Raw genomic sequence first — 23,938 nt, forward strand, 5'->3', positions numbered from 1 at the left:
AGATTGAATAGCGAGTTTTAAAAATTCAGATTTCTAGATTAAGTTTACTTATTGATGAAATGTATAAGTTTAAGTTTAACGCAGATGGATAGAGCGAGATACAGTCGCAATAATCAGCTAAGATACAGAAGGATACAGTTTAGGGATACAGAAGGATACAGTTGAAGAATGGTTTGATATGGTTTGGCAGCGATTTCTCAAAAGTTGAAAGTTAGTCAATGTCTGAAAGGGTTACTATACAATCATTCTCGCTTACTAGCTATTAAGATACAGTTTGAAATGGATTGAGATTTCAAACCAAATCAATTTCGACAACGATAGAGCACAAAAGAGCATATTTAGCATGAACGATCCGATAAGCAACTTCTGATTGAGTCAGGACTGGAAGATGTGCCAGAGCTACGTTTAACTCGTCACCTGTTAGCATCTACCAATCCTCAGCGACCAAAATCTGCTAGCCAGGTTGACCAACTTCATAAGCGTAAATTAGTGCCTCGACTACCTCGGGTTTACCTTCGATTAAATAGGACAGTGGCGTGCGTCCCCCTAAGTCAGGATGAGGCGAGCGCAGCCAAATCCTGACGTATTCCATCGAGCCATCTAGTAGCTCGCGTAATTGCACGATCATCTGCACTATTCTCGCCATTTCACTTTGCAACTGCTGTGAATCTGGATTTTTTAGCAAGCCGCGTGGCGTGCGGTGGAGAATGTCAGCCATTTCCTTAGTGGTCAGATTCAGAGCCTTTGCCAAGCGCGAGGCATCGAACCGCCCAGTAGCAGGATCGTGAGCGGCTAAAATGGTATGTTCAAGCAGCCGATTCACAACTTACTTCCTCAATTACTCTTACTAATTATTGTACGCTTGTTTGTTCCGAATTTGTTCTTATATTGTTTTTTAGCCGTAAAAATTTTGTTCTCACCACCTGTCTCCCCAATCTCTCTGGCTTGAATCACAGGCTTGAGACACCTGGGTTGCTTCTGGAAGTGGAATACTATGCGATCGCCTGTAAGTTCGCTGTAGAAATCGTGCAGAGATTGATACTTCAGGGGGCGACAAGCGCCTGAAAACCATTGCTGCCAAAGACTTAGCCATTTGCTACCTCCTGAAAAAATCCTGTGCTTATTGACAACAGACTTTCTTGAGAGGAAATCAATCAGGATTTATGCTAAAAAAGAACGGTCTCGTCAGTTAAGCAAGACCGCAGTTAAAAATGATGCGATTATTCTATCAAACCTTGCTCGAAAAGTACTTGACCCCAGCCCAATTAATTACTTTAAAAATGTTGGTCTGGCTGCTTCAAACTCAAAAACAAGTGAGATTAGAAAGACTAGCAGCTACCCTGCCTTTACCCATCCAACAGAACAGCCGACGGCGACATTTGCAGAGATTTTTGAATCTAGATGCTTTGAGCGTAGTGTTGCTGTGGTTTCCCGTGATTGAAGAGATGCTAAAAAGACATCTTCAACTAGGGACACAGTTGATTATTGCGCTGGATAGAACGCAGTGGAAAGAAAACAATGTGTTGATGGTGAGTGCAATTTATCAAAAAAGGGCGTTGCCCATATTTTGGGTGTTGCTGGAAAAAGATGGCAGCAGCAACTTAGCAGAGCAACAAAAAGTGTTACGTCCAGTTCTGCGGTTATTAAGAAAGTATAAATTAGTTGTGCTAGGGGATAGAGAATTTCATAGCGTAGAACTAGCAGATTGGCTACAGGAGCAGAAAGTCAACTTTGTGTTACGTCAAAAACGGGACACTACATTTCGCCAACAAAAACAAAAGTTTCAACCATTAAGCAGTATTTCTATCCATCCAGGCAGCCGACAATTCTATACAAATATCAATCTTACCCAAAAAGCCGGAAAGAGTCGCTTCAATTTAGCTGTGTATTGGAAAAGAAAGTATCGAGATCGGCAAGAAGATGAAATCTGGTATCTATTAACTAATCTTCCAGAGCGGGATTTAGCTATCAAAACTTATCGTCAACGGTTTGGAATTGAAGCTATGTTTCGTGATTGTAAAAGTGGTGGTTACAACCTAGAAGGCTCTAAAGCAAATCCTGACAGACTTGTGCGGTTAATTTTATTAATTGCCTTGTCTATGACAACAGCTTGGTTGCAAGGACAAAGAACTCAGTTTCAAAGACAACAATCATATGTCTGTCGCTCCCAAGAACAAGGTAGAACCAGAAAACGACACAGTAATTTTTGGATTGGCTTATATGGACAAAACTGGGTACAAGCTTTTCATGAATGCCAGGCATGGGTTGAAGAACTCATCACCTCCATTCGCAATAAGCAGAGCTTTTATCGCAGGGGTTTTAGGGCTATGACGCTTATACAGCAAGCGATCTAGCTACCTTGTCGCCCCCTGAAGATTGATACACAAAAATCCCTGCACGATCGTAGGTAGTTGAATTACGAAAACCTCTTTTCCATAAGCGGTTCATTTTTGAGAATATGTAACTCGCAAATTCCCTTCTTCGAGTTAAATCTTTGGCGATCGGTGCCTCAAGCTAACCCAGATGCCTTCAATGTCATAAAATCCCAGCCGCTGTTCTAGTTGAAATCCTCCCAACAACAGAGCTAGCCAAGTTTTAACCAGTGGCGACGAGCCTTTCACCTCATTCTCTGGCACAACTAGATCCTGCACTTCTCGTACCAGATGGGCTAGCGTCAAGTACTCTGCCTTTGTGTTGCCAAAATAATTAGCGATCGCGTCTACCCAAGCAGAAACGTCTTCAGCATGTGCAATGTCGAGCAGCTTTTGCTTCATTGCATTGTTATCTAATTGAGAGTCAATTTCCGATTCTGGCAAAGCTTGCAGCAGTATTTCCTTGTCCAAAACAGCTACAACCGAGCGACCGTCATCGGGAAACTGGTTTGGCTGACACTCGGGTGTTTTTCTGGGCAGACTTGGTAAAGGCTCGATAAACTGCTCGAAATCAACCTGCATCGTTTGCCGCACGTAGCGATCGAAGGCATCTAATGGCATGACTGGTTCTTCATCGCTACCAAGTGCCTGCAATTCCTCCATTGTCAGTAACGAGCGATCGCGTACCAATTGAGCCATTTTCGCAATCGCTTCTGCTGCTATCCGCAGTTTGTCCTGTAATTCCAGTGGTGCGACAGTTGACTCCAACATCAACCACAACTGCTGCAAGTCGGCATCTTCTGGAGCCAAAGCCGCCTTTGACAAAACTTCCCACAAGTTTAATTCCAACTGGACGAACTGACTCATGCGATCCCGCCTATTGGTAGTGCTGCACGGGACAGAGTTGCGGGTCTAATCGCTCCTGTGCGGCAAACTTCTTAATATCGTAATTTTCTGACAAGACGCTCAACATCTTTTTAACGTATGCATGTACCTGGCTGGGTGTCATGCCGCCGCAACGAATTGTTTTGATTGAGCCATATTTCTGCTGCCCCTGCCAAATTTCTGCACCAATGGCATGGACGGGCGTATCTACTCCGGAGGCGCGATACACCACTAGCACGGCAAACAATTGAGCCGTCGTTGCCTCAGTTTCAACTTCAATCTGCTCCAACTGCAACTCCCGTCTTTGGTTGCGTGTTTGATTGCGGCGATCGCGGTGACGGGCATGGGAACGGCGGCTGTAGCAAACAGATGGATTCCAACATCCATCGCCATCTTCACCATGAATTGCCTGAGCCTGCTGGGGCGAGAGCGTAGCACACTTGAGGCACTTGTCTGGGATCGCCCTAGCTTTCCTTACTGGTTCTTGAAGGCGCGAGCGTTTTGTTCTAGTCTTTCTAGCAGTTGATTTGGACATTTTTCGGCATTCCCTTACCGCGCTTAGTTTATTCACTATCGGGCGCGTCTGGGTCAACTCCCATTGCCCGCAAGCGCTCGGCTAACCGTTCAGCTCTTGCTTGTGCTTGTTCTGTTGCAGTAGGAATCCAGTTGCCTTGGGCATCGTACCACCGCAACCATTGTCGCTCGATCCCTTGATAAGTTCCCTGCCAAAGTCCCAGACCTAAATTCAAGCCAGGTAAAAAGAAGCGCGATCGTTCGAGTATTTCTTCCTGGTATTGTCCGGCTGTTAAAGTAAAAGCTCGCAGGCGATCGCTATAACGGTCGAATACGGCATAGTAGGGAACGCGCAAAATCTGCTCGTAGACTTCCCACTTCGTCGGTGGCTGATTGGTTTCCCTTTGCGTGCGTCCTAAATCTTCTCTTTCCGTGCCTGGGGATAAGAGTTCGACGACAACAGCAGGAGCTACGCCTTCTTGCCACATGACATAGCTCATGCGTAAATCCCTCCCCTCGTACAACCGCTCCACCCCCAGGACGGCAAACCAGTCGGGCCGCTTGTACCAGAGGGGATGGCGCACGTCGTAGTAAAGATTTAGGTCGCTGGCGACAAAGACCTGCTCTGGCGAATAGTCGGGAGGAGAGAATGTTTCGCGCAGCAGTTGGGGTTGAAAATCGTGAAATTCGTCGGGCAAACCTGGCTCCTGGGGATCTTCGCTGGGTAAATCGTACATCGTCGGCAGCGTCTCTTTAGGAGAACGGGGCGGATCGGTCTGCTCGATTGAAACACGATTCAACATAGGTAGACACCAGCTAAATTAACGCTCGTAGATCGATCGCCGTAGCGATTCCTAGATTTTACAGTACAAAGGTTTTTCGGCTGTTGAATCTGACTTATTTTTACATATTGTCTGAGGCGTGTCTTAGAACAGATAAGGATACTTATTTGGGATTTAAATTAACATACTAAGTATAAATACTTAAAGTGCTGGCGACAGATCGCCACTTGACGCGATCGCTTAAACTGATAGTCAATGAAAATTGCTGGAATACGTGCTTCTATGCCTCGCCGCCCTATCCCAGAACCTGTTATTATCCCGTCTTCGACTCAAATTGCCCGTGCTGCCAGTCCAACACCAACTGTAATCCCATCTCAACCACCTACAGATCTGCGGCAGTCGCGGGTGGACGAGTTTTTGATGGCGCGATCGCTCTCGGACAACAGCAAGAAGGCATATCAGCAGGACTTACAGCGGTTTATGGATTGGACGCAAACGGCTTGGGGTGCAGTGACTCCCAGGCAGGTGGCGCTGTTTAAAGATGACTTGCTAGAAGAAAAATTCCTCGCTCCGGCGACAGTCAATCGAGTGCTGACAACCCTGAAAAACTTTTACGGATGGATGGTCGATTCGGAGTACGTTGCCAAAAACCCTACCAAAACAATCGACTTACTGGAGCTGGAATCGCCTGAAGCCCAAGATTTGAGCGAGGCAGAGCTAGCAAGTGTTTATCAAGTAGCAGCAGGGAGTAATTACCGCGAACGCAATACTGCCTTGGTTGCGATTTTGCTGCATGGGTTGCGGGCAGCAGAAGTATCGGCACTAAATTTAGAAGACTACGACGGCACGAGGTTGCACATTCGTAAAGCCAAAAGTGACAGCAAGGGTTGCGTGCCGCTCAAAGAAAGAGCCAGAATAGATTTGGATGCCTACCTAGAATGGCGATCGCAGCAAGGGGAAGAACTTCAACCAACCAGTCCTTTATTTATCTCGCGATCGCGCCGCAGTTTTGGCAAACGCCTCACCTATTGGGGGATTCGAGATGTTGTCGATGCGATTCAGCAGGTGACGGGGATCGATCTTCACGCTCATCGGTTCCGGCACACGTTTGCTACCGATTTGGTACTTAGGGGCATGGATACTTATCACGTAATGACACTGACTCGGCATAAGTCAATGCAAAGTTTCAAAAGGTATACCAAACGAGCCGACCAAATCGCCGCCGAAAAAGCTTTTTATCAAACTCTTGGTGAAAGCCAGCCTGATGAAAAGGCTTGAAATTATATCTGTAGCTGTTGCTTATAGTCACAAACACGTACTACCTATGCATATAAGACAAAGTTTCATCTCATAGCAAAACTTGAGTGAACTACTTGCAAAAAGGAAATTCTCGCGCTCCAGCCTTAAACAGTAACGCATGGAGCCAGATCTGAAATCAAAACGATCTTTACACGGGTACGAGCAGTCTGCTTCTCCAACGTTTAGCAGTCTGCAAGCAATTTATCTTAAACTTCACACTCTAATTCACATTCTTGAGTTACGATCGTGTTAGGGCATCACAGGTTTAAGTATGCTTAGCTTGTTTCAAAACCACACAAAGGACGGAAACAGTGGTTAGTTACAACCCACTCACTGCACAACCACCAGAAGAAGTGCCTTTAGAGGAAGCACCACTGATTCGTGTGATTGCACAGGTACGTTTTCCGCCTATTCTCTCAGTCGAGCAAAAAGCTTTTGTTGCTTCTTTCCAAGAAGCGATTCGAGAACAGTATCCAATTTTGCAGCCCGAGCAAACTCAGGGGTTAGTCCTTAGTTCTCAGGGCTTGATGCCAACCACTCCTCAAATAACTTGGAGATTTATCGATACCGAAGGTAACTGGCGAGTGTCACTAGCACCAGACTTTATGGCACTTGAAACAACTGCTTATACAAGCCGTAGTGACTTTCTCTTGCGTCTGCAAAACTTGCTGAGTGCCTTCGGCGAGCACATTAAACCTAAGACTATTGAACGATTTGGAATCCGATATATTAACCGACTTACCAATCTAGCAGTAGAGGACGTATCGAAGCTATTACGCCCTGAAATTACGGGTATTGTGACAGCGGAGTTTGGAGAAAATATAAGACAGACGATTAACGAATCTTTATTTGACATACCAGGAGGAGAAGATCGGATGATTGCTAGATGGGGATTAATGCCTGCGGGAGCAACTTTCGACCCAGATGCCATTGAACCAATTACTCAATCTAGCTGGATTTTGGATTTAGATATGTCCCTTTCAAAAAAACGAGATTTTAGTGTTGGATTACTAATAGGTGAGGCACAACGATTTACAGAGAGAATCTACACCTTTTTTCGGTGGGCAGTCACCGATGATTTTTTACAGTATTTTGGAGGTAAACTATGAGCGATCTTTTAGTGGGAAAGCCTGATGAATTATTAGGAACTTCTGCACTTAGCTCCATGAAGCACCAAAATAGTTATCATCTTATTGCCACTATAGTTTTTCAAGCTTTTCCTAGTACAACAACATATAGAGCAGCTTGTAATCCAAATGTATTAGCTATTTTAGAGATGACAACAAGTGGATTCACCATACCATCAATAAGTTCTACAGAAGCAACCCAAAAAGCCATTAACGAACTCAGAAAACTAAGTGGATTAACTTGGGATCAACTTGCTAAGCTCTTTAATGTTTCGCGTAGAAGCTTGCATTCCTGGGCAAGCGGGCAACCGCTATCTAGTTTTAATGAGGAAAATTTGAATCGGTTGTTAGGCACTATTCGGTATATTAACCGAGGCAGCGCTAGTTTCAACCGCAGTCTTTTACTAAGTCCTGGTAGTGACGGTAGACCAATCCTAGATCTCCTAGTAGCAGGCAAGTATGAAGAAGTTAAACAAATTCTTGGTTCTGGAAATTCACTTCAAAAACCACAGTTAATTCCTTTATCTAAAGATGCAAGTGGATCTCGTGTGCCGCCGAATCCAGTAGAATTAGCAGATGCCCTCCAAGAGCCAATTCATCGCGAAGTTGGGCGATCGCGAAGCGCTCGCGCGGCAAGGAGCCGCAGAAATGACAGTGAGCAATGAGGCTGAGGCTTGGGTACAGGAAGTAGACGCTGCACTACAAAAGTGGTGTCAAGGGGATTACGTACTTGGAGAGCATTGGTTTGTCCAACGTTTCAATCCTTGCCACCCTTTGACACGAGATTCTATAGATGTTGCACGAGAAGGAACGGATCTTTCAGAAGCCAGCGTTAGAGGTTTTATGGTGGCTACACAGACTTGTGACATTGTGCGCTCTTGTGTTTCTCGTCCGTTCGTCGAAGTAGTACCACTTGTAGAGGTTGACGAGCAAGCGTTGCATGAAATTGAGCGAAGTCGGCGACCCCAATATGCATACGTTCCAGGAGCTAGAAGCCTGAATCTGGTTGCCGACCTCGACCGCGTGATGACGGTCGAGAAAGCTGTTGTTGCCCAATGGCAGCGCCAACTTGGGTGTTCCACAGATCGGGAAGTTAGAATGCTGGGGCAAGCACTAGCACGAAAGCGCGTTCGGTTTGCCTTCCCTGATGATTTTAACAAACTTGTGAATAAACTCCAGAAGCAATTGAGCCAAAAGCATGATAAGCAAAGTATGGAAGGCGAAGCACTCCGAGCTTTACGCGAAATTAGAGTACGTGCAGCTCCCGCTTGGAACGCGAATGTAGTCCAATTGATGTTTTGGTTTATCCGAGATGAGGAACAGGTTCAGTTTGAGGGGATAGGTTGGGATCGGTTTTTGCAACAATGGCTAGGTTTAATTCCCACGGGCAATCGCTTCAAATCAGTAGAAGGCTCGGTTGTTGCTCTCGAAGATATGACGGCAAAAGATTATGTTGAAAGCGATCCGCTCGATCTCGATCGCTTATCATACTAAACTGCAAAAGTTCACATCTCCTGTATCTGGGGCGAAATGAGTAGCGGTGCAGAAAGTTACGCGCTTGGACTCGCTCGCTCGCAAACAATATCCACTCGCCAGGTTTCATTTTGTACCAATTGAAGTGTCTAAAATTTAGCCACCTCAAGCCCTTACTATGCCGTACCAAAAATTGTACCAAATAGCCTATAGGTTAATTGATACTTTGAGAATTGCAAAAAATATTGAGGAATAAAATGCTTATCCAGTAAAGTTTTCAGCCAAGCGCGCAATTTTCTGTACCATTGCTCATTTCATCCCTTTGTCTAGCACTAAGCCTATCGAGCGGGTGGTGGACCATACCAACTGCCTCTGCCTTGCCCCTGACGCTTAAGCAAACCGCGCTTGACCAGCTCGGATAAGCGCATCTTGACCGTCGGTCGCGGTACGCCTATAAGTTTCTGGGCTTCACCCGTAGTGATGCGACCGTTGCGCCGCGCCGCTTCTAGAATGGCGATCGCGTCTGGGTGCAGCCCTTCTGCTTGCGGCTCGCGCGCGATCTTCGTTGCCAGCCGCTCTTTTTGACTCTTGAGCGATCGCAAGAAAAACCTCAGCCACGGCTCGAAATCGGGTGACTCGCGATCGAGCGTTCCTTGCGTCCGCCGCAGCGCCAGATAATAGCCTTCCTTGTTCGCCTCAATGACGCTTTCCAGCGAGCTATAAGGCACGTAGGAGTAGCCTGCCTTCAGCAGTAAGAGCGTTGTCAGCACTCGCGAAAGCCGACCGTTGCCATCTTGGAATGGATGGATTGCCAGAAAGACGACGACGAACAGCCCGATGACGATAAGCGGATGCCAAGCCCCATCAGCCAGCGCCTCGCGGGTCTAAGCGACCAGCTCTTGCATCTTGAAGGGCGTATCGAAGGGCGATGCCGTAGCGAAGATGACACCGATACTCTTCCCATCTGCGTCAAAAGCCTCGACATTGTTCGGCAGCTTCTTGTATTCGCCGCGATGCCGTTCGTCCTTGGTCGAATGGCGCAACAGCATCGCGTGCAGTTGCTTGATGTAGTTCTCCGTGAACCCAATGGCGGTGTAGGAATCGAATACCGCATCCATCACCTCGGCATAACCCGCAACTTCCTGTTCGTCGCGCGAGACGAAATCCTGGCGTTCCAAGCGACCGAGCAGCGCTTCTACTTCCCTGTCGCTCAGCTTTGCCCCCTCAATCCGAGTCGAGGAGCCGATACTTTCGATCGTGGCAACGCGCTTCAACACGGCTAGCCGCTCTGGAGCCAGCGTCGTCAAAGTCCGCCACGTTCCCTTGAATTCGTCGATTTCGGCAATCAGTCGGAGGATTTCCGGTGTGATCGAAAGCGCCCCAATCTTCATGCCATATCCATTTCTCTATCCATTTACCTCCACATATATCCATTTATATCCATTTTTGGCAAATTCTGCTACGTAGCAAGGGCAAACTTGAGCCTTCAAATTCTTCACATGAGCAGCAACAGCCTTTTATGCGCTCGCAAACTTCTACTTGTTGAGCTAGGGCAATTCCTCCTGGATTTCCTACTGCCTGTCGCCGAGCCGCGTTGTCGATCGCTGGTACTGACTGAGGTAATTCGTACTTATTCGCCATAAATCTCTTGCAACACCTGTGCCAATCCAGAATCTAACTCTTGCAACGCTTCATCTAAACTGCCATAGCTGTCTTTACCTTGCCACAGCATCCCACCACTATCTAAAGCGCGGATAAACGAACTTAGGGGACTGTCTAGATCGTAGCCAATTTCAATCCAGCCTTCATGCTCGTTCACCCAGCGAGCAATATTTGGGTAAGTATCCTCAATTGAGTTTGCCATTACCTGTTAAGTTTATCCTTCATGAGGCTTTTGCACTTACAGATATTATTTCCTACACGATTGAATTCGTCATCTGCCAGCGCGATGGTCGCGAAGCGAACCGCCTTCGGCATCGCATACGACTATCACCACAGCTAGAACCTTCTCCTCTTCTGGCGTAACTAAAACGATAAGGGTAAAGCGCGATCGCGCGTTAGATGTCTAATTCCTGCTCGAACGTCATTTTGCGTTGCAAGTATTACCACGTCCGCTCTAGAAATCAGCAGCAAAGCGAGTGCTGTACTTCAATCCAACACAACGGCAAACGCCTAGCGGCGGACTTGTTGGGAATAAGGCTGGTGAAATCATGACACATGACAATTGAATATCCTTTTTGGCTCGACTACAAAACCTGGTCTACGCCTCGCTGGAAGTGCTCGATTGCTCGGCGCGGTCTATCCATGCCGATGAAGGTCGCCGTAAAATACGGGGTAGTGAAACCATCGAGCCTGCTTCTGGACTTTGGATGCGGTAGAGGAGAAGATCTAGAGCACCTCCAGAAACTAGACATTTCTTGCGTCGGTTTCGATCCCTACTGGAAATACGATTTGGCTCTATTGCAGCCGACTGACTGTATCAGTTGTATCTACGTCATTAACACAATTGAGTCCGCAATAGAAAGAACCGAAGTCCTTCAATACTGCTGGGAATTGACGAGGCGATCGCTCGTTGTTGCTGTCAGAACTGATGGCAGAGGCGAAAGATTGACATCAATCGGCACGTATCAGAAATATTACTCGCAAGCAGAATTTAGCAGCTTCATTGCTCAAAGTCTAGGGGTAGTAAGAGTTGAATTTCCCAAACCAGGGGTTGCATTTATTCACAAAAAATAACTAGGACGCTTACCTACCTTGATTCCCAAGTTTGAAATAAATATAACACAATGCATAATTTCGAGAACAATCTACTAGAAGTCAGGAATCTCTTCTTACAAAAGTCTGAATGGACACCTAAATTTTATCACCACCAAACAAACAAGGTTTTATTCACAAGAACTGATGGGTTAGAACTCTATTTAAGCGTGGAGAATCAGCGATTGATTGCTCAGATACACGACTTAAATACTCGAATTAGTATTAGTCTAAGTAAATCTCCCAAAGTCATTTTTACTGAGATTGGGAGACGATTGATAGTTCCAGCAGAAATCGAATGGCAGCAATTACTTGAAAAGCGTGCTGCCAAAGAGCAAGCGGAAAAGGAACGTCAAGAAGCTTTGACAAAATTACTAGTAGCTTGCAAAGCAGATTATTACCTAAACAAAGATTTAAAGAACTGTTATACGTTTAGCCAAATTACTCAAAAAGGCAGCATTCAATGTCAAGTTGACAGCGCAGAATCTGTATCTATGAAGTTACAGTTCATCCATTCAAATACTGCCTTGCAGATCGTTCAACTGATGGCAGAAGAACGATCTGCACAATGAAACAGTTCTACTCCTCAACGACCTGCTGTCCCTATTGCGGCAGCCCAATAACTCTTGCTAATGCAGAAAAAATTTACGGTAGAAAGGGTTTTGGTAGAGTTTGGATGTGTACCAGGTATCCTGACTGCGATGCCTATGTGGGCGCACATCAAAATGGGTCTCCCAAAGGCAGTTTAGCCAATAGACAATTGCGAGAATGGCGGCAGGCTGCTCATGCTGCCTTCGACCCGCTGTGGCAGTCCGGCAAGATCACTCGCAATGCAGCATACAAATGGTTGTCGCAACAACTAGCAATTCCTAAATCGCAAACTCATATCGCCATGTTCGATATAGATCGCTGTCAGGCGGTTGTGAAGTTAATGCAGAGGTACGAAAAGAACGAGCTTTAACAACAGACGCGCCACAGCCACATTCTTCTCAACCCCTAAAACCTGGATCGTTTCAGGGGTTTTATTTTGTCACCAACTAACTTGCAACTATGACAACCACAAACAAATCTCGCCGACTCAAAACTGACATAGAACTTGCTCAAGAAAAACGCGAAGCAGCAATAGCAAAACTCGAACAGGGCATTCAATCTCTGCTTGACTCCGGTCGTTGGCAGCAATGGCTAACAATGATGAGTCGATTGAAAAGTCTCTCCATGAACCGCTACAGTTGGCAGAATTGCCTGCTCGTTCTCATGCAAAATCCAGATGCAACAGTTGTTGCAGGTTATCGCGACTGGCAAAAAGCTGGCAGGCAGGTTCGCAAGGGAGAAAAGGGCATCGCCATCCGCGCCCCTTTTACAAAGAAAACTGGAGAATTTGATGAGAAAGGGAAGGAAAAGAAAACTACCTATTTTAACCTGGTGACAGTATTTGATATCTCGCAGACCGACGGCGAAGAGCTACCCCAACTGGTTTCTCCCCTTCACGGCGACGATGCGGGACTGTACGCTGCTCTGGTGCGGATCTGCTCGAAACTTCAAGTTCCCGTGCTTGAGGAGTCGATGGACTCCCGCAACGGTTACTGCAAATTCGACCGCATTGGCGATCGCGTTGAAAAAATTGTCATCAGTAATAACTTAGAGCCATTGCACAAAGCTAAAACCCTTACTCACGAATTATTCCACGCTCTAGCTCACAAAGGAGAAGACTACGCCCAGCACAGAGAATTGATGGAAATAGAAGCAGAAAGTGGAGCGTTTATTGTGTTGAACTACTTTGGTTTAGACAGTAGCGATTTCTCTATTGGCTACGTTACGGGTTGGGGTAATGGCGTAGAGGCAATCGCGCGACTGAAAGAATCTGCCACTTGCATCCAGACTATCAGCGACCAAATTATTAATATGATTGAGGAGCAAAGATCGCTAGTAATCTAATTATGTCTTCTCAGCTCTTGCCACACAGTTTGAGCTAAGTTGAGCCTTGATTCTCTAGTTTTCAAGTCAAAAGCAATCTGCAAGAGCTGAGTTTCTCAACTTAATCCTTTAGAAAAACTCATAATAATGAACATTTCGATCCAGCCTCACATTGAAATTTGGTTTGATGGCATGGAATACGGCTATCGTATAGACCTACAAGACGAATCTATGTGCGAAATTCTAGAGATAAGTTCAGTCATGGAGGGTAGTTCCACAACATATGACGATGTAGTTTTTTCCGCACTCTCAGTTGTCAAAAGTTACGCAATCAAATTGAAAGCAAGAGCAGACAAACTCAGTCGGGAAAATTATTAGCTTATGAAAATTCACAGATGATGATGCTGCCAAATTGCATATATGTAAACCGCCTAATGGTTCAAGAGCGGGAGATCGCGTTGCTCCTGTTGAGAACTCTAGTGTTAGTTAAGTTAACTGTAGACGACTAACCCTTGGATTATACCTCCTTCAGAAAGTGCTTCGCACCAACGGCAGTAAGTGATGCCTATTGAAGGAGGTGATATGAACCAAAGTGACTTTCAAACATTAACCCAATTGCGAGAAAAAAGAATTGCAATTCAAAAGGAAATTAATCAATCGCTACAACGGCAAATCCGTATTCTAGAACACTTAAAAACTGTTCGAGAGTTCTCCCACTCTATCGATCTCCTTTAAATCCAAATCAACACTAATTCTTCTAGTTGCTCTAGAAGAATTAATTTTTTTACTACCGATCGTTGCAGCTTTCCCCTAAAAAACGGCTGCGCCGAACTGGAGGGAGAGCCAGAAGGGAATCGCCACATGCCCAGCTCTCACCCACACATATCACTAGCGGGTCGCTACACCAACCGCTAGCTCAATTTAGGAGAATCTAATGTTACAAAATTTCCTCACTATCGTAATCGAACTCACCATCGTTGCCTTTGCTATTTTCATGGCAATTGACTTTACCACTAGAGTGACGGAGTTGTTTGAGTCGATTTTCCAGCAATCAACTGCTCCTGGCATACAACAACAGCTCGTGCAGTCTTCTTCCCAGAAGATCGCGATCGCACCAAAATTGCTGCCTCAGCAAGGCCTAAATATGCTGGAAGATCCCTGGATTTCTGACTCTACATCAACAGCGACATCAACTACGAGGGCGATCGCCACTTCTCTCCCAGTTCCACAGATGCGGCTACTACCCCCAGCACGCCAGTCTTTGACAGAAGAATTTGACATAACCGTACTCAAGCTTTACAAGCTGCATGGCTACAGCGTCGTAAGGGTGACAGACTTGCCGATTAAAGTTCCTGCCTCACTCAAGCGCTACAAGTTGCACAAGCGCGATGTGGTGCGGTCGATCGATCTAGAAAAACTGCTTGCTACTTGATACTAATGCCTAACTCGGAGGGGATTGTTTAATCCGAGCGCCAGGAAAAGTTGCAACGTCACAATTCTCTAGCAATACGGCATCAGATGAAGAACTGATGCCATGTTTTTTTAGCGCGATCGCAGTCTCATGCTCAACCCACCTTCTGTTCTCTGGTTGACGAAGTTGACGAAAATAAATTATCTTAAATTTAGAGTCAAAAAAATCTCATGTTTACCAAAAAACATAAAACTGGCAGGGCAAAAAGAAGATCTGCTCTGGCTGCCGATAAAGCAGGACAGGAAACTCCACAAGATGGGGAACAGCAGGAAACTTCTCTCCAAAAGCACGTTTCTCAGCTCCGCTCCCTCAGCAGTCAACCAAAAAAGGCGGCTTTGGTAGATCTTGTCCTCGATACTGTTTTGCAAGCTATCGAGCAATACCCCGTCGAGCGACTGCCTGAAAATCCCACCTCTGGCACCCAGATGTTAGTCAAACTTATGCAAGAGACAGAAGCCAGTCGAGCGATAAGTGCGGCAGACCCTTTAGAAAGGGCTAGGTTGCGCGGCATTGCTGCTAGAGAGCGGTTGCTTAATGCAGAAGGAGGTCCATTGACCATATCCCAAGTTGAACAATTGCTTGGCATCAGTCGTCAAGCTATCCATAAGCGTTGCAGTAAAAGCAAGCTGATTGCCCTAACTACAAGCAAGCGCGGCTACCTTTTCCCCAGGTGGCAATTTGCTGAAAATGGTATTCTTTCTGGGCTAGAGTCGGTGCTTGCCGCACTTGACGAGTCAGACCCTTGGATGCAAGCTGCATTTATACTCAATCCCAACATCTGGCTGGATGGAGCAAGTCCCCTGGAGATGTTACGACAGGGAAAAATAGAGGATGTTTTGGTAGCGGCACGCGCCTCTGGAGAGCAAGGAGCGGCTTAAACTTTGAGTCAAAATGTCGCAGCTCATCCAAATCCGCCTGATGACTTGAACGAGCGCCAACTGCTACTGACTAACTTCAGTGGACCTTGGTTTCGCATCCATAAAAGCAAATATGGAGCTATCCACTTCGCCAAGGATGCGATCAATAGATTCGACGATCCTAAAAAAGAGTATGGTGTTCTGTACTGTGCTGGCGATCTCTACGGTGCCTTCATCGAAACTCTGGGTTGGTCAACGGGATCTAGAGACATTAGTGAAAGATCGTTGTCTACGCGCAATCTTGCAAGTATTACCAGCAACAGACCGCTACGGTTTGTTGACTTAACAGGAAATGGGCTAGCACACATTGGAGCTGATGCCGAAATATGTACTGGACGAGATCGCCATCTGAGCCAAAGGTGGAGTCGTGCTTTGTGTCTGCATCCGAGCCAGCCAGATGGGATTTGCTACATCTCTAGACACGATCCGCAAAGAGTTTGTTATGCTCTGTTTGAGAATGCTTCAGTAGAACTAGATGTTGCAGATATCGGTCAATTGAACGGCTTAAGCGTAATTGAAGAAATTGGGCAAATTCTTGACTACTACAAATTCACTCTGCTCGACTAATTCCGGTTTTGTACCCAAGAAACCATAAGCCGTCCGGCTAGGATAAATTTGGGATTGATAATCTATATTGCTTTAGCATACTGCGTCCGCTCGAACAATCAAAAAACCCAATCGCTGCGCCGAACACAATTTCTGTTAATTTCATGTTATTTGTTATTCCCGACCGTCTGGCTCATATTTATCGTTGACATACTCCTCACCCTTGAAGGATGAGGATTCTAGGCTCAAGCAGCGATTGCAGTCGGAGACTGTCTGACATTACCTAACCCAGTGGTTGATGCCCCAACCATTTGAATATTTCTACAAGCATTCTCGTCTCTGCCGTTAACTAATTGGCACGACGGACAACGCCATTCTCTAGTAGATAAATCTAATTTCTCTAAAACATGACTGCAACTTGAGCAAGTTTTCGAGGAAGGATACCATCTATCCACAAATATAACTTTCTTGCCCTTTTTGGTAGCAACCCATTCTAGAATTTGCAGAAATTCTCCGAATGCTAGATCGGAGACTTTACGTCCCCAAAGACGTTGCATCCCCTTGAGGTTCAACGTCTCAAAACATAACGCATCAAATCGGTTCGTTAACTCGTGAGTTAATTTCCAGAACCAATCACGCCGACGATTTGCAATGTCTTCATGCTGCCGAACAAGGTGCTTTCTTGCCCGTTCTCGGTTGGCAGAACCTTTCAACTTTCTTGAGAGTTGTTTGCTCGCTTTTTGAACAGTATTGAGTAGTTGCGCCAGAAACTGCGGAGATTCAATTTTTTCAGTATTAGTCGCATCAAAATAAGTGAGAAATGTCTTTAAACCAAAGTCAAATCCAGCGATTCTACCCGTCTCGAATTTGATTTCTGGTTCAGTTGCATTGTCAACAACAACTACCATAAACAGCTCCCCTAGTAGAGTTCGTTTAATGGTTAATGTCTTGACCGTTCCTTCTATCTCTCTAGACTTCCAAAACTGATAAACACGAGAGCCAATTTTGACTCGATTATCACCCAAAAACTTGTATCCAGCCTGCTTTAGGGTGAACGATTTGTACTTTTTAACTTTCTTAAATCCTGGTGGTTTGACTCCTTGTTTATGATAATTAAAAAATAGTTGGTAAGCTTTCTCTATGCGCTGACAAATATCTTGCACCGCTTGAGAACCTACCAGTTGCCAAAAAGAATTACGTTTCCGCAACTTGGCAATATGAGCCTGAAGCTTAGCACAACTCAAATGTTTGCCCCACATTCTGTAGTACCGTTTATGGAGGGCTATACAATGGTTATAGATAACTCCCGCAGCATTTATTGACTGCTTGAGAAACCTATTTCGCTTATGGTTGTATAGCTTGAACTTCAGTGTTTTCATGTTATGTATTATACCCTAAATAATTGGTTTTAGAAACAAAAAAAGTTGCCCTATAAGGGCAAGGCTTTAAACCTAATTTTTTGGTAACAAAGACAGATAAAGGAATTACGCTCGTTCGCCTTAGCACGGGCGAAACGTTTACAATTGCCAATTCTGAAATTTTTGGTTTAATTCTGGCGATTGACGATGCTTGCGATCGCGATCCAATTATTCGGTGTGCGCATGAGATCTGTTTGGAAAAGAGCGGCTAACAACCGATTTTAGTTAGAATTGCTCTCCTAGCTTGGACGATCGCTCCTGCGATCGCAGTTGCTCTTTTATCCAAGTCCGAAAAGCTTTTAAAGCAGGACGAGTGCCTGCGGTGCGACTCAAGGCTAAAAACTGAGAAATGCCCTCAGTTGCAGGAAAGTCGGGAAAAATCAGACTAGTGGAAGATGCAATATACCTTCCTTCACTCAGCACGTAGACTTGTAACTGACGATTTTGATAACGCCAAATTTCGGGGACGCGCAGAGCTTCGTAGGCACTTAACTGGGTACTAGATGCGATCGCGATCTCAATTGCCAAGTCGGGGGGTGGATCGGTACTCAGATCAATGCGCTCTCTACCAATCATTAGAGCGTGATTTTGAATGTAAAAGCATTCATCCGGTTCGATCCCCGCTTGCATATCCTCTCGCCGGAAAGTCGTCGATCCTAATGGCTCCCAGTTCATGTCTAATTCGTCCAGCAGCACTTTCAATAGATCGGCAATTACGACTTTGGATTGTTCGTGTTCTGGTAGGGGAGCCACAATTTCTAACGTTCCTTTGCTGTAAGCCAAACGGATAGTGCGATGCTCGCCTAACTCTGCCAAGATTGCCTCAAACAGCTGCCAGTTGACGTGCCGCAATACCACTCGCTGACCTGGGAGGACATCAATTTGCTTCAGTTGGAGAGTCACCATACGTCACCACGACTCCTATGAAGTGGATTAGCTAGCATTAACAAAACGCAAATCGGTGCGTTTTGACTGGGGCTGAGCGGAGCCAGCCATCATCTCAGTTGCCGAGCGTGGCGCAAGAAGTTGAGCCCGGTGTTGGGCAAGTTCGCGTTGCAATTGTCGAATTCGCTAAGCGAAAAGCCTCTAGTTCCTGCTGCCGTAACCAGTCGTCGAAAACTAAGTCCATAACCCGCTTGTCTAGCTGTTGGAAGGATTGTAGCACGCCCAAAGAAGCGGACTTTTGAAGGCGATCGCGCTTACGAACGTGCTGGGCAATGTAGAAATTGAAATGGATCGAGAGCCGAAACCAAATCGATCTTGAAAGGCTCAAGCGATACAGCAACCGCTCCAAAGCGTAACGCCCTAGTAGTTTTTGAAATTCTTCTGGCTGTGCCTGGGAGCGATTGAAGTTTAACAAGCGCTGCTTGACCGAGGCTGCTTGGTTCTTCATTGGTTGGAATGCCTCTAGCAAATTGAAAATGCTTTTAGGTAAGGTTTCATCGCGTTTTCCACTCGGCAAATTTTGGCATAGTGATGTAGTTCGCTGCGCGGACCCCATTTTTCATTCAAATAACGTCGTTGTTGCAAATAGTCCCGCAGTGCTTCCATCGCCACGTCTTGCCCTACCTTGTGGCGGAATTTGAAACAATCCACCACTGTTTTCGCCGCGCTCGTCACTCGTACCGTCACTCCCTCAAATTTGTGTGATTCCACGCCCGCAGTCAATGCCTCCCCAGACATATAAACTAGCTGTACGGGTGGACGATCGATCTTGGGACGATGTGCTTTGTTCTGGATTGCCAGCCAGACTTGCCACGACCACTGGGTTGTCAATTGGTGGAACTGTAGTGCTGAAAGCAGACAAATGACTCCATTTGGCACTCGCTTGCAGACTTCAACTAAGCTGTGTTTTTCCGTAACATCGTACTCCATAGAGGTATACACGCCTCGATTGGAGCGCATCAGTATTCCTTGCTGTTCTAAACGCTGGAGATAGCTGACGGGAATGTTTCGCGACTCAAAGTCTTTGGGTGCGATGACACCTCGGCTGTGTACTAGCTCCAAAGCTTGCTCTAACTTAGTTTTGCTCATGGCTTTGGTTGAAATGCTCGGTAGTTATATTATTTTACCTAGTTTTTGAACCACCAATGCTTTTGACAAATAAAACTTGAGGTTCCACCGATAAGAGAACGCCTACACTTGCTTTCAACATCTGGATAGAGGCGTTCTCTTTTTTCTAGTTGGTAAAAAGGCTGCGCCTGGACAAACAGAAAAACTCAAATATTAATACAGGTTAACAGCGCCAAAAAAGGCTGCGCCTGCACGGAAAAAATCACTCTTGCTACTTGTAAAGGACACAACTATGGCTAACACCAAAAAACTATCTCTAATTAACGATGCTGCTATGGGCGAGTACCGGATCGAAGCCTACGACTCCCGCAAGTATAATGCAGTTTTCTATTCTATCCGCGAACTGTATGGTAAAGTTGCCCAGCGGCAGTTAGGGGAAGCCTTTGACTGGGAAACGTTCAAACAAAACTTTGAAATTAGCTTTGGTAAAGCCGAAGAACGCAAGTACACTATGGAACAGTTACTCGCATTTGCTAAAGACAAGTTTGACTATTCCCTAGAAAAGTTGGTCGAGTACAATCAACGTAGCTGGCAGCGTCGCGAACAACGGCTGAAACAGCAAGCTACATACCGAAAGCTCGAACTCGTCGAACAACCCGCAACTGGGGGTGACAGTATTTTTGCTGCTGAAATTGCTACGGAAGAAATTGCTTAATCAACCAAAAAAGTTTCTCTGAAATTTATAGAAATCAGCCCTAAAAAGGCTGATTTTTTTCATATTCTGAACGCTACTGTTATCAAGCAGAAAGCTACCACCCTTTAGAGTACCTAGAGGTTATTATAGTTTATCGGGCATTTCTATAAAATCTTTAGGTCTAACATACTTTGTAATTTGCTTTTTTGCAGAATTGCCATTACTGTTGGAAATATTAAGATTATTATGAAAATTATTATTAGTTACATCGCTAGTTTTGCGCTCGGCTACAGATGGAGTAGCAGTGCTAAGATTAGGTATTTTATACTTAGCACTAAACCGTTCAAAACTCTTGACGTGTACGGACCATGCATCAGCGTATCTGCTGAGGGACTCCCCAGCAAGTAAATCTGGCGACACCACAACACCGCCATTCCAAACTACTGTTATGCCTTCTTTAACAAAATAAGCGTCTAGTTCTGGTGCTACATATTCAGCAGTACCGCCAGTCAGGATCGCCTCATCCAGTTCGGTTGGGGCAAGAGACTTAATCCAACGCACGACTGCCCGCGCGTATTCGTCACGAGAAATCCTAGCAGCGGAGGCAAATGCTCCTCCATCTGAACGGATATCGTTGGCAGAACGCTTTCTCGACAACCCTTGCAGCACCTCTAGATGACAATTAGCTCCAGCAGCAACTAAAGCCTGCACAACTTGCAGATCGTCTCTAGACAACCCGCCTTTAGCGCGACCGACGAAGTTGTTCACCATCCAGAACATACCCAGATCGCTACTCGTGCCAGGTCTGAGGTTACCGCGATCGCAGATGAAGCAACTAGCATTTCTGTAGCCTAGCATGACTAGGGCAATCGTCTTTTGCTTGTAATCTGTACCTAAGTGTCCAATTCGATAGCCAAAAACACCCCCACCTTCTGGCATCAACTCAAAATCTACAATCTTCACTCGCAATTGACCGCTGGGCGTATCAAACTTAGCTAAAGATGCTGCTAGCTTCGACAGCAACAACGCCTTATCGTGTTGGCTGACCTCCCCTGGCGGTAAGAGCAATGACATCGAGACGCTAAAACGTGCTGTCAAGCCCAGCTTTTGCTGTAAAACCCATAAAACACCAGCAATCTTAGGTACTGCCAATTCATACTTGAGATCCCGCAACTGGGAGATGCCGCCAAATCTAGCCCTTGCCAAGTAACCCACAGCAAAATGATCCACCCCAGGCACTTCCACCCAACAACTATTTTCGGGAATGCCCTCACTCTTTAGATCTTTTACTGACTCGTGGGAGATATCTGCTAACTCTGGGTTCATGCTCACCACTAAAGGTGCAGCACTCCCCAACTGCTGGGCGATCGCCTTCGTCCTACTGGCACCTAGATCGAGCGTTACTACTATGTCGGGTACGGTCTTGGTTTTTATTGCTGTCATGCTCGATCGCTCTTATTCTTCCTTACACTAGGAGGAAGGTCGCACAAAAATCTCTACTCTGTTATATCCTGAATTGCTACCTATTTAGCTCAATCCAAGGAGAGCAAGGAAAATTATGGCAACGACATTGAAACAAAAGCTCTCGCACTTGCCCATAGAGCGACGGCAGAAAGTTGAGCAGCGCTCTGCCGAGCTAGTAGCCGAGGAAATGTCCCGCCAGCAGCTTCGCTCAAACTAGACTTAATAGCAGATGGCAGAAATCTAGCAAATTGACCAGCCCCAATAATTGCTATTTTTCGCATACTAAATCCTCTACCGATTTTCGGTCTAGATTTGATGATTTAGCAGATTAGGTGAAGGCACTTGTGTGGAAGATTTTTCGACTTGAGCGAGAAATGTAACTTCTGGGCGTGCAGCTTTGTTAACAAAATACCTGATACCCCGATAGATTGCTCGATCGACTACTGGTCATGCAAGCTCCACGGTGGCGTTAGGATCGATCCGATAGGATACGCCACGGTAACTTAAGGTTATAAGCTGCTCCAGATTCGCAGACTTGTTGGAATGGGTGATTGTCAGCTTGAGCAGGATGGCGATCGGATGTTGTACCGCGATAGAAGAGTTTCATATTTCGTCTCCTGAATGTATGGTTTTTGATTGAACTACTAGTTTTGTTGAGCGGCGAGGTTGCCCTCATTCGACAGTCTTAATTTATCGTCAAGGACTGGTTGCACACATCGAATTTTTGTCACGTTTAGACCATTACATCTGTCATATTCGGCTAGGGAAATTAGTATTGAAGCTCAGCAAAAAGACGACTTTTCCGATTACAGTAGCGCACTCTGGCAATCGTGAGAGAATGGAATAACAAGTAAGGACAGCTAATTATGAAGCGAGAATTTAATGTGATTATCGAGCGAGATGTAGATGGTTACTTTGTTGCTTCTGTTCCTAGTCTTACTGGGTGTCACACGCAAGCTAAATCTTTAGATGAGTTGATGGAACGTATCCGAGAAGCTATCGAACTCTGTTTGGAACTTGAGGAAGAACAGGATTCATTGGATTTTGTGGGTGTCCAACGAGTTGTGGTTGAAGTATGAGCCAACTGCCAAGTTTGACAGGACGCGAAGTCATAGCTGCTCTTAGTAAAATAGGTTTTGAGATTGCTAGGGTGCGCGGAAGTCATCATATTTTGTTACATAGTGATGGGCGTAGAACAGTAGTTCCAGTACATTCTGGAGAGACAATTGGTCGGGGTTTATTAGCACAAATACTACGCGATTGCCAGATAACCCGTGACGAGTTTAAGTCCCTGTTATGATGTATAGCTCTGCGGTAATGGGGCATAAGGATCGAGAAGTATTTAATAGGATATACATGATTTATGGAATGCGTATTGCGTAACTAACGTACCCTACAAGAGCGGCGATCGCACTGATAAGGGAAAACTCGATCGCACCTTCCTTACCGCTTCGTCAAATAGCTACGCTGGTACGATAAGGCAATGCAAAGGCGCGTTTGTGACAATTGGGAACGGTAGAAGTAGCTTTAGGCTTGGATAACCTGACTTTCCATCGGCATTGTCCATTTTTTAGCGATATTCTGGAGTGCCAGATGGATAACTTGAGAGAGCAGATTCATCAGTCAGGAAAGCTCGATGATTTTTGATGACTTTTCGAGCGCGTCATGTTGAGTGACTCAATGGAGGCGACTCTCTGGCTTAGGTTAACCAAACTCCATTTATTGGTGGGTAGTTTACTCCAGTCGCAACTGTAACATGGCATCCCAAACCTCGTCATGAGGTAACTCTTCTTGTGCTTCTTCATCTTCGTCTGGCTCTTCGCTTGTAGCTGTACCGTCCGCATCTCTACGTGCATCTGCTCTCCTAGCACTTGACACCTGCTGCGGCGATGCTGCAACATCTATATTGCCTTTTGCAGTTGGTCGTTCTGTTGGCGGCTGCACCAAGACTCGTGCCATTTTCTCTAAGTCGCACATCCGCTCGATCTTCCCAATCTGCGCTTCTAATTGGGCGATCGCGTCAATAGCTACTTCCCGTAACTTTTTGCCTGACAACCCTGCATCCAAGAGTGCTAGGGGCAAATAATGCGCCCGTAGAGCCTCGCACGCTAACTCCGTCTGCGGGCGGCGATGATTTTGCAAATAGCTAATTACAATTCCATCGTCGCTATCGCGCTTACGCATCACTGCCAATTCTATAAAATCCTGTCGAAGTGTCTTCCTTGGCATAAATTCAAAGTTTTTAATTCAAAAAATACTCAAACCACTCAACTCGATCGCCCTTTAAGAGGGATTG

At 45.7% G+C, this 23,938-nt stretch carries 33 protein-coding genes and 2 pseudogenes; 17 read left to right on the plus strand and 18 right to left on the minus strand.

Annotation, left to right across the window (positions count from 1 at the left end):
• Positions 1–292 precede the first annotated feature (292 nt).
• From CHRO_RS34660 to CHRO_RS33040, 3 genes are all read right to left on the minus strand, one after another.
• Positions 293–427, minus strand: coding sequence for a hypothetical protein (locus CHRO_RS34660; protein ID WP_015163042.1), 135 nt, complete (start codon positions 425–427; stop codon positions 293–295).
• Between the two features lie 27 nt (positions 428–454).
• The gene (locus tag CHRO_RS28275) at positions 455–823 is read right to left on the minus strand and encodes an MbcA/ParS/Xre antitoxin family protein (protein WP_015163043.1); all 369 of its coding nucleotides are present in this window, start codon (positions 821–823) and stop codon (positions 455–457) included.
• 93 nt (positions 824–916) lie between these two features.
• Positions 917–1,093 (minus strand): hypothetical protein, encoded by a 177-nt coding sequence (locus CHRO_RS33040; protein WP_181824423.1) that lies wholly within the window; start codon positions 1,091–1,093, stop codon positions 917–919.
• Between the two features lie 118 nt (positions 1,094–1,211).
• On the opposite strand from CHRO_RS33040, the gene CHRO_RS28280 reads away from it, so the two are divergent.
• A complete protein-coding gene (locus tag CHRO_RS28280; protein ID WP_015163044.1) occupies positions 1,212–2,354 on the plus strand; it encodes an IS4 family transposase in 1,143 nt (380 codons plus the stop codon).
• Positions 2,355–2,486: 132 nt separating this feature from the next.
• Here CHRO_RS28280 and CHRO_RS30110 read toward each other — a convergent pair whose 3' ends face one another.
• From CHRO_RS30110 to CHRO_RS28295, 3 genes are read right to left on the minus strand one after another with little or no spacing between them, the layout of a single operon-like run.
• Positions 2,487–3,239, minus strand: a complete 753-nt coding sequence (locus CHRO_RS30110) for a hypothetical protein (protein ID WP_015163045.1) — start codon at positions 3,237–3,239, stop codon at positions 2,487–2,489.
• A gap of 10 nt (positions 3,240–3,249) precedes the next feature.
• Positions 3,250–3,792, minus strand: a complete 543-nt coding sequence (locus CHRO_RS28290; RefSeq protein WP_015163046.1) for a hypothetical protein — start codon at positions 3,790–3,792, stop codon at positions 3,250–3,252.
• 28 nt (positions 3,793–3,820) lie between these two features.
• Positions 3,821–4,573: a Uma2 family endonuclease gene (locus CHRO_RS28295; protein WP_015163047.1), complete on the minus strand. Its 753-nt coding sequence runs from the start codon at positions 4,571–4,573 to the stop codon at positions 3,821–3,823.
• 234 nt (positions 4,574–4,807) lie between these two features.
• On the opposite strand from CHRO_RS28295, the gene CHRO_RS28300 reads away from it, so the two are divergent.
• The 4 genes from CHRO_RS28300 to CHRO_RS28315 all read left to right on the plus strand — a co-directional run bounded on the left by CHRO_RS28300 (position 4,808) and on the right by CHRO_RS28315 (position 8,472).
• Positions 4,808–5,830, plus strand: a complete 1,023-nt coding sequence (locus tag CHRO_RS28300; RefSeq protein ID WP_015163048.1) for a tyrosine-type recombinase/integrase — start codon at positions 4,808–4,810, stop codon at positions 5,828–5,830.
• A 332-nt stretch (positions 5,831–6,162) separates the two neighbouring features.
• Positions 6,163–6,960, plus strand: a complete 798-nt coding sequence (locus CHRO_RS28305) for a TIGR04255 family protein (RefSeq protein ID WP_015163049.1) — start codon at positions 6,163–6,165, stop codon at positions 6,958–6,960.
• Positions 6,957–7,643: a helix-turn-helix domain-containing protein gene (locus tag CHRO_RS28310; protein WP_015163050.1), complete on the plus strand. Its 687-nt coding sequence runs from the start codon at positions 6,957–6,959 to the stop codon at positions 7,641–7,643. The genes CHRO_RS28305 and CHRO_RS28310 overlap by 4 nt, the downstream gene beginning before the upstream one ends.
• Complete coding sequence (locus CHRO_RS28315) at positions 7,555–8,472, plus strand: hypothetical protein (protein WP_245570601.1); 918 nt, start codon at positions 7,555–7,557, stop codon at positions 8,470–8,472. Before CHRO_RS28310 ends, CHRO_RS28315 begins: the two co-directional genes overlap by 89 nt.
• 317 nt (positions 8,473–8,789) lie before the next feature.
• On the opposite strand, the pseudogene CHRO_RS28320 reads toward CHRO_RS28315, so the two are convergent.
• From CHRO_RS28320 to CHRO_RS28330, 3 genes and pseudogenes are all read right to left on the minus strand, one after another.
• Positions 8,790–9,842, minus strand: a pseudogene (locus CHRO_RS28320) (Fic family protein).
• A 43-nt stretch (positions 9,843–9,885) separates the two neighbouring features.
• A complete protein-coding gene (locus CHRO_RS28325) occupies positions 9,886–10,092 on the minus strand; it encodes a hypothetical protein (protein ID WP_015163052.1) in 207 nt (68 codons plus the stop codon).
• Positions 10,082–10,315 (minus strand): hypothetical protein, encoded by a 234-nt coding sequence (locus tag CHRO_RS28330; protein ID WP_015163053.1) that lies wholly within the window; start codon positions 10,313–10,315, stop codon positions 10,082–10,084. Before CHRO_RS28330 ends, CHRO_RS28325 begins: the two co-directional genes overlap by 11 nt.
• Positions 10,316–10,668: 353 nt before the next feature.
• Between CHRO_RS28330 and CHRO_RS28335 the strand changes: the two genes are divergently transcribed.
• The 8 genes from CHRO_RS28335 to CHRO_RS28370 all read left to right on the plus strand — a co-directional run bounded on the left by CHRO_RS28335 (position 10,669) and on the right by CHRO_RS28370 (position 16,074).
• Complete coding sequence (locus tag CHRO_RS28335; protein WP_015163054.1) at positions 10,669–11,187, plus strand: methyltransferase domain-containing protein; 519 nt, start codon at positions 10,669–10,671, stop codon at positions 11,185–11,187.
• Positions 11,188–11,237: 50 nt separating this feature from the next.
• Positions 11,238–11,777: a hypothetical protein gene (locus tag CHRO_RS28340; protein ID WP_015163055.1), complete on the plus strand. Its 540-nt coding sequence runs from the start codon at positions 11,238–11,240 to the stop codon at positions 11,775–11,777.
• Positions 11,774–12,166, plus strand: coding sequence for a DUF3268 family zinc-finger domain-containing protein (locus CHRO_RS28345; RefSeq protein ID WP_015163056.1), 393 nt, complete (start codon positions 11,774–11,776; stop codon positions 12,164–12,166). The genes CHRO_RS28340 and CHRO_RS28345 overlap by 4 nt, the downstream gene beginning before the upstream one ends.
• Before the next feature lie 89 nt (positions 12,167–12,255).
• Positions 12,256–13,140, plus strand: coding sequence for an ArdC-like ssDNA-binding domain-containing protein (locus tag CHRO_RS28350; RefSeq protein WP_015163057.1), 885 nt, complete (start codon positions 12,256–12,258; stop codon positions 13,138–13,140).
• A 126-nt stretch (positions 13,141–13,266) separates the two neighbouring features.
• The gene (locus CHRO_RS28355; protein WP_015163058.1) at positions 13,267–13,497 is read left to right on the plus strand and encodes a hypothetical protein; all 231 of its coding nucleotides are present in this window, start codon (positions 13,267–13,269) and stop codon (positions 13,495–13,497) included.
• A 556-nt stretch (positions 13,498–14,053) separates the two neighbouring features.
• Positions 14,054–14,551, plus strand: coding sequence for a hypothetical protein (locus CHRO_RS28360; RefSeq protein WP_015163060.1), 498 nt, complete (start codon positions 14,054–14,056; stop codon positions 14,549–14,551).
• A 209-nt stretch (positions 14,552–14,760) separates the two neighbouring features.
• Positions 14,761–15,468, plus strand: coding sequence for a hypothetical protein (locus CHRO_RS30115; protein WP_015163061.1), 708 nt, complete (start codon positions 14,761–14,763; stop codon positions 15,466–15,468).
• Between the two features lie 3 nt (positions 15,469–15,471).
• Positions 15,472–16,074, plus strand: a complete 603-nt coding sequence (locus CHRO_RS28370) for an RES family NAD+ phosphorylase (RefSeq protein ID WP_015163062.1) — start codon at positions 15,472–15,474, stop codon at positions 16,072–16,074.
• Positions 16,075–16,298: 224 nt separating this feature from the next.
• Here the strand turns inward: CHRO_RS28370 and CHRO_RS28375 are convergent, their stop codons facing one another.
• Positions 16,299–17,432, minus strand: a complete 1,134-nt coding sequence (locus tag CHRO_RS28375) for an RNA-guided endonuclease InsQ/TnpB family protein (protein WP_015163063.1) — start codon at positions 17,430–17,432, stop codon at positions 16,299–16,301.
• Positions 17,433–17,512: 80 nt separating this feature from the next.
• Here CHRO_RS28375 and CHRO_RS33045 point away from each other — a divergent pair, with 80 nt between their 5' ends.
• Complete coding sequence (locus tag CHRO_RS33045) at positions 17,513–17,683, plus strand: hypothetical protein (RefSeq protein ID WP_181824424.1); 171 nt, start codon at positions 17,513–17,515, stop codon at positions 17,681–17,683.
• 13 nt (positions 17,684–17,696) lie between these two features.
• Here CHRO_RS33045 and CHRO_RS28380 read toward each other — a convergent pair whose 3' ends face one another.
• The 3 genes from CHRO_RS28380 to CHRO_RS28390 all read right to left on the minus strand — a co-directional run bounded on the left by CHRO_RS28380 (position 17,697) and on the right by CHRO_RS28390 (position 19,505).
• Positions 17,697–18,377: a Uma2 family endonuclease gene (locus CHRO_RS28380; RefSeq protein ID WP_015163064.1), complete on the minus strand. Its 681-nt coding sequence runs from the start codon at positions 18,375–18,377 to the stop codon at positions 17,697–17,699.
• A 94-nt stretch (positions 18,378–18,471) separates the two neighbouring features.
• Positions 18,472–18,864 carry a hypothetical protein gene (locus CHRO_RS28385; RefSeq protein WP_015163065.1) on the minus strand — a complete coding sequence of 131 codons (393 nt, stop codon included), beginning with the start codon at positions 18,862–18,864 and terminating at the stop codon, positions 18,472–18,474.
• Between the two features lie 14 nt (positions 18,865–18,878).
• Positions 18,879–19,505: a type IV toxin-antitoxin system AbiEi family antitoxin domain-containing protein gene (locus CHRO_RS28390; RefSeq protein ID WP_015163066.1), complete on the minus strand. Its 627-nt coding sequence runs from the start codon at positions 19,503–19,505 to the stop codon at positions 18,879–18,881.
• 271 nt (positions 19,506–19,776) lie between these two features.
• Here CHRO_RS28390 and CHRO_RS28395 point away from each other — a divergent pair, with 271 nt between their 5' ends.
• A complete protein-coding gene (locus tag CHRO_RS28395) occupies positions 19,777–20,199 on the plus strand; it encodes a hypothetical protein (RefSeq protein ID WP_015163067.1) in 423 nt (140 codons plus the stop codon).
• 123 nt (positions 20,200–20,322) lie between these two features.
• On the opposite strand, the gene CHRO_RS28400 is transcribed toward CHRO_RS28395, so the two are convergent.
• The 3 genes from CHRO_RS28400 to CHRO_RS33050 form a co-directional block, all read right to left on the minus strand.
• Positions 20,323–21,621 carry a ParM/StbA family protein gene (locus tag CHRO_RS28400; RefSeq protein WP_015163068.1) on the minus strand — a complete coding sequence of 433 codons (1,299 nt, stop codon included), beginning with the start codon at positions 21,619–21,621 and terminating at the stop codon, positions 20,323–20,325.
• A gap of 113 nt (positions 21,622–21,734) precedes the next feature.
• On the minus strand, positions 21,735–21,923 hold the full coding sequence (locus tag CHRO_RS28405) for a hypothetical protein (RefSeq protein ID WP_015163069.1): 189 nt from the start codon (positions 21,921–21,923) through the stop codon (positions 21,735–21,737).
• A 188-nt stretch (positions 21,924–22,111) separates the two neighbouring features.
• A complete protein-coding gene (locus tag CHRO_RS33050; protein WP_015163070.1) occupies positions 22,112–22,249 on the minus strand; it encodes a hypothetical protein in 138 nt (45 codons plus the stop codon).
• 259 nt (positions 22,250–22,508) lie between these two features.
• Between CHRO_RS33050 and CHRO_RS28410 the strand changes: the two genes are divergently transcribed.
• Both CHRO_RS28410 and CHRO_RS28415 read left to right on the plus strand, forming a co-directional pair.
• Complete coding sequence (locus tag CHRO_RS28410) at positions 22,509–22,721, plus strand: type II toxin-antitoxin system HicB family antitoxin (RefSeq protein ID WP_015163071.1); 213 nt, start codon at positions 22,509–22,511, stop codon at positions 22,719–22,721.
• Entirely contained in the window at positions 22,718–22,942 is a 225-nt protein-coding gene (locus tag CHRO_RS28415) for a type II toxin-antitoxin system HicA family toxin (RefSeq protein WP_015163072.1), read from the plus strand. The genes CHRO_RS28410 and CHRO_RS28415 overlap by 4 nt, the downstream gene beginning before the upstream one ends.
• Positions 22,943–23,169: 227 nt before the next feature.
• On the opposite strand, the pseudogene CHRO_RS35130 reads toward CHRO_RS28415, so the two are convergent.
• Positions 23,170–23,327: pseudogene (locus CHRO_RS35130) on the minus strand (IS256 family transposase); the annotation flags it as partial.
• Positions 23,328–23,376: 49 nt separating this feature from the next.
• Entirely contained in the window at positions 23,377–23,871 is a 495-nt protein-coding gene (locus CHRO_RS30120; RefSeq protein ID WP_015163073.1) for a hypothetical protein, read from the minus strand.
• Positions 23,872–23,938: the final 67 nt, after the last annotated feature.

Origin of the sequence: Chroococcidiopsis thermalis PCC 7203 (genome assembly GCF_000317125.1) — a bacterium.
GTDB classification, from domain to species: Bacteria; Cyanobacteriota; Cyanobacteriia; order Cyanobacteriales; family Chroococcidiopsidaceae; genus Chroococcidiopsis; species Chroococcidiopsis thermalis.

Coding starts and splice junctions, on each gene's coding strand:
- CHRO_RS28410 (WP_015163071.1), top strand. CDS start 22,509: ATGAAGCGAGAATTTAATGTGATTATCGAGCGAGATGTAGATGGTTAC.
- CHRO_RS28385 (WP_015163065.1), bottom strand. CDS start 18,864: ATGAAGAACCAAGCAGCCTCGGTCAAGCAGCGCTTGTTAAACTTCAAT.
- CHRO_RS30120 (WP_015163073.1), bottom strand. CDS start 23,871: ATGCCAAGGAAGACACTTCGACAGGATTTTATAGAATTGGCAGTGATG.
- CHRO_RS28310 (WP_015163050.1), top strand. CDS start 6,957: ATGAGCGATCTTTTAGTGGGAAAGCCTGATGAATTATTAGGAACTTCT.
- CHRO_RS30115 (WP_015163061.1), top strand. CDS start 14,761: ATGTTTACCAAAAAACATAAAACTGGCAGGGCAAAAAGAAGATCTGCT.
- CHRO_RS28290 (WP_015163046.1), bottom strand. CDS start 3,792: ATGTCCAAATCAACTGCTAGAAAGACTAGAACAAAACGCTCGCGCCTT.
- CHRO_RS28390 (WP_015163066.1), bottom strand. CDS start 19,505: ATGAGCAAAACTAAGTTAGAGCAAGCTTTGGAGCTAGTACACAGCCGA.
- CHRO_RS28395 (WP_015163067.1), top strand. CDS start 19,777: ATGGCTAACACCAAAAAACTATCTCTAATTAACGATGCTGCTATGGGC.
- CHRO_RS28315 (WP_245570601.1), top strand. CDS start 7,555: ATGCCCTCCAAGAGCCAATTCATCGCGAAGTTGGGCGATCGCGAAGCG.
- CHRO_RS33040 (WP_181824423.1), bottom strand. CDS start 1,093: ATGGCTAAGTCTTTGGCAGCAATGGTTTTCAGGCGCTTGTCGCCCCCT.
- CHRO_RS28415 (WP_015163072.1), top strand. CDS start 22,718: ATGAGCCAACTGCCAAGTTTGACAGGACGCGAAGTCATAGCTGCTCTT.
- CHRO_RS34660 (WP_015163042.1), bottom strand. CDS start 427: ATGCTAACAGGTGACGAGTTAAACGTAGCTCTGGCACATCTTCCAGTC.
- CHRO_RS28280 (WP_015163044.1), top strand. CDS start 1,212: ATGATGCGATTATTCTATCAAACCTTGCTCGAAAAGTACTTGACCCCA.
- CHRO_RS28380 (WP_015163064.1), bottom strand. CDS start 18,377: ATGGTGACTCTCCAACTGAAGCAAATTGATGTCCTCCCAGGTCAGCGA.
- CHRO_RS28325 (WP_015163052.1), bottom strand. CDS start 10,092: ATGGCGAATAAGTACGAATTACCTCAGTCAGTACCAGCGATCGACAAC.
- CHRO_RS28400 (WP_015163068.1), bottom strand. CDS start 21,621: ATGACAGCAATAAAAACCAAGACCGTACCCGACATAGTAGTAACGCTC.
- CHRO_RS28335 (WP_015163054.1), top strand. CDS start 10,669: ATGACAATTGAATATCCTTTTTGGCTCGACTACAAAACCTGGTCTACG.
- CHRO_RS28355 (WP_015163058.1), top strand. CDS start 13,267: ATGAACATTTCGATCCAGCCTCACATTGAAATTTGGTTTGATGGCATG.
- CHRO_RS28405 (WP_015163069.1), bottom strand. CDS start 21,923: ATGCGAAAAATAGCAATTATTGGGGCTGGTCAATTTGCTAGATTTCTG.
- CHRO_RS28345 (WP_015163056.1), top strand. CDS start 11,774: ATGAAACAGTTCTACTCCTCAACGACCTGCTGTCCCTATTGCGGCAGC.
- CHRO_RS30110 (WP_015163045.1), bottom strand. CDS start 3,239: ATGAGTCAGTTCGTCCAGTTGGAATTAAACTTGTGGGAAGTTTTGTCA.
- CHRO_RS28375 (WP_015163063.1), bottom strand. CDS start 17,432: ATGAAAACACTGAAGTTCAAGCTATACAACCATAAGCGAAATAGGTTT.
- CHRO_RS28300 (WP_015163048.1), top strand. CDS start 4,808: ATGAAAATTGCTGGAATACGTGCTTCTATGCCTCGCCGCCCTATCCCA.
- CHRO_RS28330 (WP_015163053.1), bottom strand. CDS start 10,315: ATGGCAAACTCAATTGAGGATACTTACCCAAATATTGCTCGCTGGGTG.
- CHRO_RS28340 (WP_015163055.1), top strand. CDS start 11,238: ATGCATAATTTCGAGAACAATCTACTAGAAGTCAGGAATCTCTTCTTA.
- CHRO_RS28295 (WP_015163047.1), bottom strand. CDS start 4,573: ATGTTGAATCGTGTTTCAATCGAGCAGACCGATCCGCCCCGTTCTCCT.
- CHRO_RS28360 (WP_015163060.1), top strand. CDS start 14,054: ATGTTACAAAATTTCCTCACTATCGTAATCGAACTCACCATCGTTGCC.
- CHRO_RS33050 (WP_015163070.1), bottom strand. CDS start 22,249: ATGAAACTCTTCTATCGCGGTACAACATCCGATCGCCATCCTGCTCAA.
- CHRO_RS28350 (WP_015163057.1), top strand. CDS start 12,256: ATGACAACCACAAACAAATCTCGCCGACTCAAAACTGACATAGAACTT.